Origin of the sequence: Micromonospora echinofusca (assembly GCF_017614955.1) — a bacterium.
GTDB lineage: Bacteria > Actinomycetota > Actinomycetes > Mycobacteriales > Micromonosporaceae > Micromonospora > Micromonospora echinofusca_A.
Genome location: NZ_WVUH01000255.1, coordinates 1 through 10818 on the forward strand (window position 1 = coordinate 1; position 10818 = coordinate 10818).

Sequence of the window (10818 nt, forward strand, 5' to 3'; positions counted from 1 at the left end):
AACGCGCGCATCCCGTCCTCATCACCACGCGGCCAGTTCTCCCCCACCAACACAAACGTGACCCACTCCAACTCCCGCGGCGGACCCGAAATCGACACCCCACACCAACCTTTCGATACAGCCGACCGGGCCAGGACCGCCAAGCCAGCGGGCCGCGCCGAGGGTGTGGTGGCGCCGCCGGTGTCGGCCTCACCAGAGGCGACACTCGAGCGGGTACCGTCGCCCTCCGGTGCACTGAGCAGGGAAAACATCTCTGGCAATACCACTACGTACGGCGGAGGTCGGCCGTTCACCTGGTCTCGTCGGCTTGTGAGCTGCGCGGAAGCGGGGGTAGAGACGCGAAGGTGCCCGCCCCCGTTCGGGGGCGGGCACCTTAAGGTCCTACCGCGACACACCACGTGCATCGGGTCTGCTCGCCGGGTCGCACTGCCCGGCTGGTCGTACGGGCCCTGCCGCGAGTCTGCCTTTCAGTAGCAGGTCACTCGCATCTGAGCTACCGCAATATGTTCGAGGGTTTCGCCGGAGGCGTTCCAGTCGATGCCCCGGTTGACGCTGCGGATCACGATCCGACCCCCGGTGACCGGGTACGTGCCGGCGGACACCCACCGCCCCCGGTTTGCGCGCTGGTCGATGGTGAAGGTGGCCCGTACCGGTCCACCCTCGACGTCACGTACCTGATAGGTGGCGGGCCGGCCCGCGACGTTGCGGTCGTCGGTGGTGGTCGGCACGTACGTCGAGGCAGCACAGGAGCGGGTCGCCGAGCCGACCGCGAACCACCACTCGGCGTACAGACCGCTGTCGTCCTTCGTCGCGGAACCGGACATCGGCATCGCCTCGTAGTGGCCCGGGCAGCCGTTCGCCGTCCAGCCGCCGGTACCGATCGAATACCAGCCCCGCTTTCCGTCGGAGTACCAGCCGGAGTGCCGGAACCCGCGGGTCGCGGTGTCCGGACAGTGGTATCCCCCCACCTCCGTGAAGGTCACTGCGGGCTTCAGCGGAGCGGCGGGGCTGGGCGTCCCCCCGGTCGGGTTGCCCGGTGTGGGCCGGGGCGCACGCGAAGGGGAACTCGGCGAGCCACCGGACACCTCGGGGCTGGGTGAGGGCTGCCCCGAGCCCGGTGACGGGCTCGTCGCGTCCGGAGTGGGCGCCGGGGACTGCTCGGGGTCGTCCCCGTCCCCTACCGGTGCGAATTCGATCGGCGGGCCGTCGGTGGACTGCGCGGCCGGGACCTGCCCGGGCGGTTCCTTCCCGTCCGCACCGGTGAGGACGATACCGATCAGCACCGCCAGGATGCCGACGCACAGCGCAGCAAGCAGTGGCACGGAGGGACGACGAAGACCGGTGCGGGCGAGTCGTGTCCACAGACCAGGCCTTCGCCGGTCCGGGTCGTCGTCCGTCCAGTCCTCGTCGTAGTGGTCGTCGAAATCCGACCGGTCCGCGCCCGTGCGCGCCGACTCGGAGTCACTCATCTGCCATGCCCCTTCTTACGGTTCTTCCCCGTGTACCGTCGCTGGTCGGGGGCGCAGGTCCACCGATCGCCAGCAGCCGGTCGGGCGCTCGTGCCCCGGCTCGACTCAGTTGTCGTCACCCGGTCCGCGCACGTGCCCCGCGCCGGCCGGCTCGTCCTGGAACCGCCAGACCGGCTCGTCCTCCGGCGGCTCCTGCAGCTTGGCGAGCGCGCGGAAGATGGCGACGCCGTCCAGTTGCGGCATCACCCAGCCGTGCTGCTCCGCGTGTGCGACCAGTTCGTCGTCCGGCCGCAGGTGATGCTCTCGCAGGTAGTAGGAGACCACGTCCGACCAGATCCAGATTCCGTCCGTGCGGAAGTTGAGCGGAACCACCGCTCCCCGCGAGGTGTCCACCACGTCGTGGATCGTCGCGGTGGTGTGCATCAGTGGAAACCCGCTGTCGAGGTAGCGCAGCAGGGCATCCCGGATCGCCGGGTCGGTGACCTTGGGATGCTCCGGCGCGAACATGGCGCCCCGCACCGGATCGACGATGTCGAAGACCGAGGCGTGCTCGATGACGGGTGCGGGCTGGTGTGCCCACAACAGCGCCCCGGATCCGCGAGCTGCCCGCTGGTAGTACGGCGGCGTCTCGCCGAGCGCGCTCACCTCGACCTGCGGTGCCATCTCACCGGCGGCGGTCAGCGACCTCTGGAGATCGTGGGCCAGTTGTGGACGGTCGGCCGGGTCGACGACCTCCACCAGATAGATCCGTCGGGGCGGCGGCCAGGAAGCACCATCAGCGGGCGAACGCCACGTCCGCCAGAGGCCGAGCACACCGTCGTGGGCGGCGACGGTGTCGATCGCCGCGAGGTCGACGGGGTCCACCGACGGCGGGACCTGGGTCGTCAGGTCGAGAGCGGCCGGTACGGTGGCGCCGCGTTGGCGGATCGCGTCGGCCTGTTCCGGGGTGACCGGTTGGAACACGAACGGGGGCAGGGGGTCGTACTCCAGCCGGGTCAGCGTGGTCGCCGGCCCGGTGTCCCCGCCCGCCTGCGACAGCAGGCCGGCGAGTAGCTCGATGTCGCGGGGGTGCAGGCTCATCTGTTCCGCTGCGGCGGTGGCGACCAGCATGCGTGCCAGGTCGTCCAGGGCCCATTCGGCAAGCAGGGTCCGGGCCCCGGTGAGCAGGTCGTCCGGCAACCGGCCCGCCAGGCGCAACAGCATGTCGTGGATCCCGGCGGCCCGGTCGAGGCTGTTTTCGGCGCGGATGGGAGTGGTCACGGCGACTCCTCTGGGTTGGACCACATGGCTTGACGACTGTCAGATGTGCCTCGAAGGGCTGAGATGATCGACGCTACCGGGTGTTGTGTTCCTCGACCTGCTTGTAGCGCAGCGCCATCGTGTTGGCGGAATCCGACAGGTTCAGCAGGGCCTGCACGATCTTCTCGAAACTGGCCTGCACCTTCTCCACACCCGGCAGGTAGGTCTTGGACCACTGCTGTCCGAGTTCGTCGTCGCCCCAGGGGGTACCGAGCGCCGCGAGGTTGTCGTTGAGCCGGCGCAGCGCGAGCCGTACGGTCTCGGCGGGAACCTTCAGCTGCGCCGCCACCTTCTCGAGGGCGTCGGCGTCGATAATGATCGTGTCGGCCACACCATGGCTACGTATGCCACGCGGTTCTGGTTCACCTGGACCACTACCGGGTGCAGCCGAGCTGCACCTGGCCCGCGCCGTGGCGTGCCCCGCCGGTGCCGGTACCACGGTTGACCAGCCTGATCGCCAGCCGGCCGCCCTCCAGCGGATACGAGCCGGCCCGGGTCCAGGTGCCCCGGTGGGCGCCCTGGTCGACGGTGAAGGTGCCGACGACGGTGGTGTCCTCCCGGCCACGGGTCACCTGGTAGAAGGTGGGCGCGCCCGCTGCATCCAGGTCACGGGCCGGCTTCGGCACGAACACCCACACCGTGCAGGTGCCCCTGGTCAGGGTGCCGACGTTGAACCACCATTGCACATAGGTGCCGCTGTCCGCCCGGTCTGCGTCGCCGGACATCGGCACCGACCAGAAGGTGCCCTGCGCGCACCCCGCGCCCTTCCATCCGCCTGCCATGCTCACCAGCGGTGATCCGGCCGGGTAACCGGCCGACGAGCCTGCTGCCGCAGTCGTGGCACAACCAGCGCCGGCCACGGCGGTGAACAGGTACGGCTTGGCCGAGGTTGGCCGGGGTGCGGGGGTGACGGAGCGTTCCGGCGTCGGAGCCCCGGTCGGCGGCACGGTCGGCGCTCCGGTGTCCGTGGACGGCTCGGTGTCCGTGGACGGCTCGGGAGCCGGGGGCAGGGTCACCCAGTCAGGCAGGTACGTCGGTGGCACCTGGGTATCCGTTTCGGGTACCTCCGGAAGGATGTTCGCCGGTGCAGCGCTGGTCGCCGGTGGTGGCGCCGGATCCTGCCTCAGGGCCACGACCATCACCACCACGAGCACGACTGCCATGACAAGTACGAGGAGCACGCCGCCGGTTACTCCGTTGCGGGGCCGGGGGTGGGAGCCGCTCACTGCTACGCCTCTCCGTTGGGTCGGCCGGTCGTTTCGCCGTCCGGTGGGGCGACGGTGGCGCGGCGGGCTGGATGTGCCGTGGGCTCGGCACCTGCATCCCGGTCGGCGGGCACGACGGCAACCGGCACCACCACGGACACCGGGGCTGCCGTCGGCACGTCGACCGGCGCCGGGAGGTCGAGCTTCCGCCGATGTTCGCCGGGTACGGACGGCGCTTCCTCGTCGTGCCTGCGGTGGTGGGGAGCCGGCGGCGCCGTGGGTGCTCCGGCGGTGGCCTGCCCGGGAGGTCCGGGCGGAGCAGGAGTGGAGGGCGGCACGGCGGACGATGTCCGGTGAGTCGGGGAGCCCGGTGCGGCAGGCGCCGGGGCGGGTGCTGGGGGGACCTCGTCCCAGGCCTGCGCGCGGCGGATCTCATCGACGTAGCGCAGCAGGTAGCTCGCCTCGTCGACCGGCTTGCGCACCCGGCGTCCGCTGGTGTCAGCCGGTTGGCGGGAGGTGGTGGTCGGGGTGGCGGTCGTGGACACGCCGGGCGCTGTCGGCTCGACCGGGGCGCGGTGTTCTCCGCTGTCCTGCGCGAGCAACCGGCCGGTCGAGGTCAGGAGCAACGGCGGTGCGCCGTGCGGGAGCCGACGCAGGCCCTTGGCCGTGGCCTCGGCGAACCACTTCCCGGCCGCTGCGGGTACGGCCAGCCGCAGCCGCGCGAGTGCGTCCGGTGCGAGGCGGCGCAGCAGCCGGTCGACGGCACGCCAGGGCGGCGGCAGTTGGTCCTCGTCGCCGACCCCGACGACGACGGTGCAGTGCTCGGCCTCCAGCGGCAGCCGGCGGACCACACTTGCCCCCTCGCTGCGGTTCGCCTCCCGGATCCACAGCCCGGCTTCGAGGACCTCCACCACCCATCGCTCGTTGAGCATGAACTGGGCCGGGCCGGCGGGCAGCAACTGCTCGGCGGGTGCTGTCCAGGACAGGATCCGGCCGCCGCCGTGCGGGCGCCACGCGACTTCGCGGGCGAACGGGATCCAGGCCGGTGACCCGTCCGCGCCGATCGCGGTGACCTGCGGGCCCCGGCCGGCAAGCTGCAGCGGCAGTCCGGCGCGTACCCGAAGGGTACGACCGGCCGCTGCGGAAGCCACTGCCCCGAGCGGGCCGTCGGCGACGGGGTTGTCGCCGTAGGGCGTGACGACGAGCTGGTCTCGGATGCCGGCGGGCAACGCCTCGATCACCCGGCGCAGGGCGGTGGCGGGTAGCGGCGGATCACCCGGTCGGGACACCAGCAGTGTGACGCTGTCGGGCTCGACCTGGGCGGCGAATGCCAGGTCGGTCGGGTCGACCGGTCCGAGAGGGCTGTGGGACCGACGTATCCACAGTCCGGACGGGATCTGTTCGACGGTGACCTCGGGGATCCCCGGTTCGGTGAATTCCGTGAGGGCGCGTTCCCAGTCGGGCTGGGGAAACCGCCAGCCGGCGTTGAGCGGTGGGCGGCCGGGCCGGTACCGCAGCCACCGCCTGTCGGCGGTTCCGGGCGTGCTCGGCAGGGCGTAGAGGGTGCCGCCGGGCACTGCGACCAGCTCCCCCACCGGCGCGACCACGTCGGTTTCCAACAGCTCGGACAGCTCCTGGGCGGGGATCCGGCCGGACTGGTCCGCCACCGCCGCGCAGGGCGCGATGAGCCGTACGGATTCATAGCGCACCGGCACCCAGCGGCACAGCCGGTGACCGAGCTCAGGGTGGTAGGCCAGGGCCGGATCGGTCATGACGACGCAGATCCGGCCGGCCTCGGTCGGCAGCGCGCGGGCGACGGCAGCGGTGGCGGGGTGGACGCCGTTGACGGAGACCAGGAGCGCGTCGCCCACCTCGTCGACGCGCAGTCGTGGCATCTCACCTATGCGCTGGTGGTGGACCTTGGTCATGGTGATCCTCCGATTCCAGGCCCGGTCCGGTCGTCACTCCAGATCCTGGGGCAGCAGCGAGGTGAGGTTCTCGGTGGTCGGCGCGGACATGGACATGGTGCGGCCCGCCTGCTTGGTGATCATGCGGTCGAGTACCTGGCGGGCATAGCGGCCGTTGCCGAAGTCCCGGCCGCGTTCGACGGTGTGGAAGTGCCGGGCGAGGGCGGCCAGGGTGGCCGGAGCACAGATGTAGCCTGCCGCCTCCGCGTGCTGGTTGAAGATCACCACCAGCTCGTCCGGGGTGTAGTTCTCGAACTCGATCGGGCGGGCGAAGCGGGAGGCCAGCCCCGGGTTCGCGGCCAGGAAGCCGGCCATCTCGGCCTGGTAGCCGGCCGCGATGACGACGACCTCGTCGCGGTGGTCCTCCATCAGTTTGACCAGGGTGTCGATCGCCTCCGCGCCGAAGTCGCCGCCGCTGCTCCCCCGGGTGAGGCTGTACGCCTCGTCGATGAAGAGCACCCCACCCCGGGCCCGGTCGAACGCGTCCTTGGTCTTGCGGGCGGTCTGTCCGATGTACTCGGCCACCAGGTCGCCCCGGGACACCTCGATGAGCTGACCGGAGGCCAGTACGCCCAGCGCGGCGAGTACCTGGCCGAACAGGCGGGCGACGGTGGTCTTGCCGGTGCCCGGCGCACCGGAGAAGATCAGGTGACGGGACAGGGTGGGTACCGGCAGCCCGGCCTGCCGACGGCGCTCCGCGGTGCCGATCAGGTTGATCAGGTCGGTGACCTCGCGTTTGACCGAAGCCAGACCGACCATCCCGTTGAGTTTGTCGAGCAGGGCCGGCAGATCCTCACCGGCGTTGCCGGCCGCAGCGCCGACACCCGGTCCGGCGACCGGTCCGAGGTCCTCGGGCAGCAGCCGGCTGAGCTCCTGCGGGGACATCGTCCCCTCCGTGGCCAGCCGTTGGGCCTGCCGGTCCACCATCTCCTCGAACACCTTGCGCGCCGTACGCGCGTTGCCGAACGTCTCGTCCCGGTGGATGCGGGCGAAGTACTGCTCGATCGCGGCGCGGGTGCCGTACTCCAGGGTGTACTGGTGCACCCGGCAGAAGCCTTCGACAATGGTGACCAGTTCTTCCGGGGTGTAGCTGGCGAAGTCGACCGTCCTGGTGAAACGTGAGGCGAGGCCGGGGTTCGTCTGGAGGAACTGGCGCATCTCGTGGGAGTAGCCGGCGGCGATGACCACCACGTCGTCGCGGTGGTCCTCCATGAGCTTGACCAGGGTGTCGATCGCCTCCCGCCCGAAGTCGGCGCCGGACCCGCCGGTGTCGGCGGCGAGCGTGTACGCCTCGTCGACGAAGAGGACACCGCCGAGCGCTTCGGTGAACTTCTCGGTGGTCTTGATGGCGGTGGCACCGACGTACTGGGCCACCAGGTCCTGACGGGCCACCTCCACCACATGCCCCTTCGGTAGCGTGCCGAGCGAGGCGAGGATCTTGCCGTACAGCCGGGCTATGCTGGTCTTTCCGGTGCCCGGCGGGCCGGCGAAGATCAGGTGGCGGCTCATCGGCGGGCTCGGCAGGCCGACCGCCGCCCGCTTGCGGGCGAGTTGTTGGAGGTTGACCAGGGTGGCCACCTCCTGCTTGACGGAGGCCAGCCCGACGAAGCTCTGCAGCTCGGCCAGCAACTCTTCCGTGGAGCGTTCGTCGACCGGGGCGCTGGCCGCCCGGGCCCGCCCCGCACCGCCGGACCTGCCGCCCGCGGTGGCCTGGGTGCCCTGCGAGTCGGGTTCGCCGTTGTCCTCGCTGGTCAGCCCTTCGACGGTGAGTCGGGTGGCGGGTTTGCCCTGGCGCAGCCCGGCGCCCTCGTTGCCGGACGTGACGCAGTCGCGCACCACGATTGGTTGGTCACTGTCGATGCTGATGCCGTCGCCCTCGTTGCCGGTGATCTCACAGTCGGTGAGCTCACCCCGGGCACCGGCGGCGATGCGGATTCCGTCGCCACCGCAGTCGCGTACCGTCGAGTCGGTCAGCGTCGCCTCGCCGCCCTCGTCGATCGCGACCCCACCGGTACGCGCCTGGTAGACCTCACATCCCCGTAGCACGCAACGGCCCTGGTTGCCGACGAGCACGCCGACGTCGCCGCTCGTTCCGAACCGGGACTCGACGATCTCCGGGCTTCCTCCGTCGAAGCTACGTACCGACGCGAACCGGGTGTCGGTGATCTCGGCACCCTGGATCCGGCCCCGCCCGTTCTCCGCCACCACGATGCCGTGCCCCTGGCAGCCGGTGACGACGAGCTTGCGGAGCAGCGGATTGGCGCCGGTGGCGATCCGTACGGCGTGCTGGCGGGAGCGTTCGATCTCCACGGCGTCGAAGGTGCCGGTCGCCGAGTCACTGATCAGGAGTGCGACGTCGGCGCAGTCGCGCAGCCGCAGGCCGGTGAAGGTGGGGTCGCTGTGGCCGTCGATCCACACCCCTGCCACGCTCGGCTCGCTGACCTCGCAGTGTTCGAAGGTGCCCCGGGACCGGCCGACGACGCGGATGGCGTAGCCACGGGTCCGGCTCAGCCTGGTCCGGATGACGAGCGGGTCGGCGCCGTCGGCGACGAGCAGCCCGACGCTGGCCGTCTCGGTGACCTCGCAGTCCTCGACGGTGGCCTTGCCGTTGCCGGTGAGGTACAGGCCGACGTCCGAGGTGTCGTGCACCTTCGTGCCGGACAGCCGGGTGGTGGACCCCTTCTCGACGACGATCGCCGGACCGCCGATCTTGAAAAGCTCGCATCGTTGGACGAGGCCCTTGGCGCCCTCGGTGCTACAGATGCCGTTGCCGCGGGCTTCGCTGATGACGCTGTCCCGGATGGCCAGGTCCGCACCGCTGCGCAGGACCACGCCGGTCGTGCCGGCCTGTTCGATCCGGCAACGCTCGATCGAACCGCCGGCGTTGTCCGTCGCCACGATTCCGGCGCCGACCGAGTTGGTGATACCGCAGTCGGTCATCACGATCGAGGCGCCGGCCCGGACGAACACGGCTGCCGGTGATTCGGCGTGCAGGTCGCACCCGTCGAGCCGGAGCCGCCCCGTTCCGACGTCCACGCTCGCCCGCTTGTCGTCCCGGTGCCGCAGCACGAGTCCCGCCAGGGTCGCCGTCTCGGTCTGCATGAACACCGCGTACCCGTCGGGCGGGGCGACGAGTACGCTGCCCCGCCCGTCCCGGGCGGTGACGGTCACCGGAACGGACAGGTGCAGCGTCTCGGCGTACTCCCCGGGCAGGACGTCGATGATGGCGCCGCTCTCCGCCTTCGCCAGTGCGTCAGAGATCCGACGGTAACTGCCGGGCTCCGTGGCGGAGACGGTGTAGACACGACGCGAACTCACTGCTGCTCTCCTGCTTCCTGCTGGCGCGCTCGGGTGCCGGCCTCGCCGTCGGTCCGACCTGGCGCGCCGTCGATGTCGACGCCGTCGAGCAGATCGGTGGGGGGTCGCTGGAGCAGGTCCAGGAACGACTGCGGTACGGACAGCGCGTCGTTGAGCGCCGCGTTCCAGTCGACCTGCCCGTCGACGAGGTCGGACACCTCCGCGCCCGGCAGGCCGACGCTGCCGACCTGCTCGGCAAGCCGGGAGCGCGCGTCGCGCTGCGCCTCCTTGATGGTCGTCATGATCACGCTCGCCAGCTCCGCCCCGGCCATCGACCGGTAGCCCTGGTTGAGGAACTTCAGCTCGGTGATCTCACCCTGGGCATTGACCGTGACGGACAGTAGGCGCTTGGGCGCCATAGCGGTGCCGCTGACGGAACCGAAGCCGTCCTGGAACCGCGTCATGTTCTCGCGCTGCTGGGCCAGCTCAGCCAGCATCTGGTTGATCGCAGCCTCGAATCCCGACGCCATGACGTTCAGTCCTCCCACTCGTCGCCATGGGACGGCCGTCCCAGTGCCGATGCCAATCCGTGATCGTCGTTCCAGAGGTCGCGGTCGGCGGCCAGGGCCGACCGGTGTGGTGCGGTGTCGGGCTCCGCGCCGAGGGTGCCGTGCGGCACCGGTTGACCGGCCAACCAGGCAGGTTGTCCCTCCACCCGCCCGACATCCCCCGTGACCGGTCTCGGCCCTGGGGCGAGTGCGGATCCGAGGCTGGTCAACACGGTCGGCGCGTCGTCGTAGGCCGGTGCGTGCCGGACCTGGCTGCCACCAAGGCCGGCCGAGGTGAGACTCGTGGTCGGTGCCGTGGCGAGCTGGGCCGGTTGGGTGCTCATCGGCAGGTCGGTACGGCCGATGGACTCGATTCCGCGCGGCACCGCCACGGTGAGGCCGCCGAGCTGCGCGATGTCCGGCTTACCGTCGCCGTTGACGTCCACTCCGGTCATCCCATCCGGCGTGGACACCATGGGCGCGAACTGCAGGATCTCACCGTTCGTCCCGATGTCCGGTCTGCCGTCGCCGTTGACGTCGACGCCCTTGATCCCATCTAATTCGACGAGCGTCGCGTCGGGCAGCGGCTTGCGATCCATGCCGAGATCGGGAATGCCGTCGCCGTTCAGGTCGATGCCGCGCACCCCGTCCTTCGTCACGATGGGGGCGTCGGGCAGCACCTGGCCGCTGATGCCCACGTCGGGCTCGCCGTCACCGTTCACGTCGATGCCGATCGTGCCGTCCGCCCCCTGGACGATCGGCGCGTTCCGCAGGATCTCGCCGTCCACCCCGATGTCCGGACGCCCGTCCCCGTCGACGTCGACGCCCCTGAGGCCGTCGAACTCGACGAGCCGGGCGTCTGGTAGCGGCTTGCCGTCGAGGCCGAGGTCGGCTACCCCGTCGCCGTCCACGTCGATCCCGGCTACGCCCTTGCGGTCCTTGGCCCGAGGCGCATCGGGCAGGGCGCGATAGGTGTCACCGAGCCGGCCGCCCGGCACACCGCCGCCGCTGCCGCCGCCCAGCCCACCCGCAC

7 protein-coding genes and 1 pseudogene are annotated in these 10818 nt (G+C 70.9%); all 8 read right to left on the minus strand.

Going from position 1 to position 10818, the window contains the following annotated elements; genetic code table 11:
- Positions 1-467: 467 nt before the first annotated feature.
- A complete protein-coding gene (locus tag GSF22_RS24090; protein ID WP_208816014.1) occupies positions 468-1469 on the minus strand; it encodes a hypothetical protein in 1002 nt (333 codons plus the stop codon).
- A 105-nt stretch (positions 1470-1574) separates the two neighbouring features.
- Complete coding sequence (locus GSF22_RS24095) at positions 1575-2729, minus strand: hypothetical protein (RefSeq protein WP_208816015.1); 1155 nt, start codon at positions 2727-2729, stop codon at positions 1575-1577.
- Positions 2730-2802: 73 nt separating this feature from the next.
- Positions 2803-3099 carry a WXG100 family type VII secretion target gene (locus GSF22_RS24100; RefSeq protein WP_208816016.1) on the minus strand — a complete coding sequence of 99 codons (297 nt, stop codon included), beginning with the start codon at positions 3097-3099 and terminating at the stop codon, positions 2803-2805.
- Between the two features lie 43 nt (positions 3100-3142).
- The gene (locus tag GSF22_RS24105) at positions 3143-3931 is read right to left on the minus strand and encodes a hypothetical protein (protein WP_208816017.1); all 789 of its coding nucleotides are present in this window, start codon (positions 3929-3931) and stop codon (positions 3143-3145) included.
- A gap of 65 nt (positions 3932-3996) precedes the next feature.
- Positions 3997-5901 carry a hypothetical protein gene (locus GSF22_RS24110; protein ID WP_208816018.1) on the minus strand — a complete coding sequence of 635 codons (1905 nt, stop codon included), beginning with the start codon at positions 5899-5901 and terminating at the stop codon, positions 3997-3999.
- Between the two features lie 33 nt (positions 5902-5934).
- Positions 5935-9258, minus strand: a complete 3324-nt coding sequence (locus GSF22_RS24115; RefSeq protein ID WP_208816019.1) for a right-handed parallel beta-helix repeat-containing protein — start codon at positions 9256-9258, stop codon at positions 5935-5937.
- A complete protein-coding gene (locus GSF22_RS24120) occupies positions 9255-9767 on the minus strand; it encodes a YbaB/EbfC family nucleoid-associated protein (protein WP_208816020.1) in 513 nt (170 codons plus the stop codon). Before GSF22_RS24120 ends, GSF22_RS24115 begins: the two co-directional genes overlap by 4 nt.
- Positions 9768-9772: 5 nt before the next feature.
- Positions 9773-10818 (minus strand): annotated as a pseudogene (locus GSF22_RS24125) (hypothetical protein); the annotation flags it as partial.

What these genes read in the sequence shown, in the direction of transcription:
- GSF22_RS24105 (WP_208816017.1), bottom strand. Translation starts at nt 3,931, where the DNA reads ATGGCAGTCGTGCTCGTGGTGGTGATGGTCGTGGCCCTGAGGCAGGAT.
- GSF22_RS24110 (WP_208816018.1), bottom strand. Translation starts at nt 5,901, where the DNA reads ATGACCAAGGTCCACCACCAGCGCATAGGTGAGATGCCACGACTGCGC.
- GSF22_RS24090 (WP_208816014.1), bottom strand. Translation starts at nt 1,469, where the DNA reads ATGAGTGACTCCGAGTCGGCGCGCACGGGCGCGGACCGGTCGGATTTC.
- GSF22_RS24120 (WP_208816020.1), bottom strand. Translation starts at nt 9,767, where the DNA reads ATGGCGTCGGGATTCGAGGCTGCGATCAACCAGATGCTGGCTGAGCTG.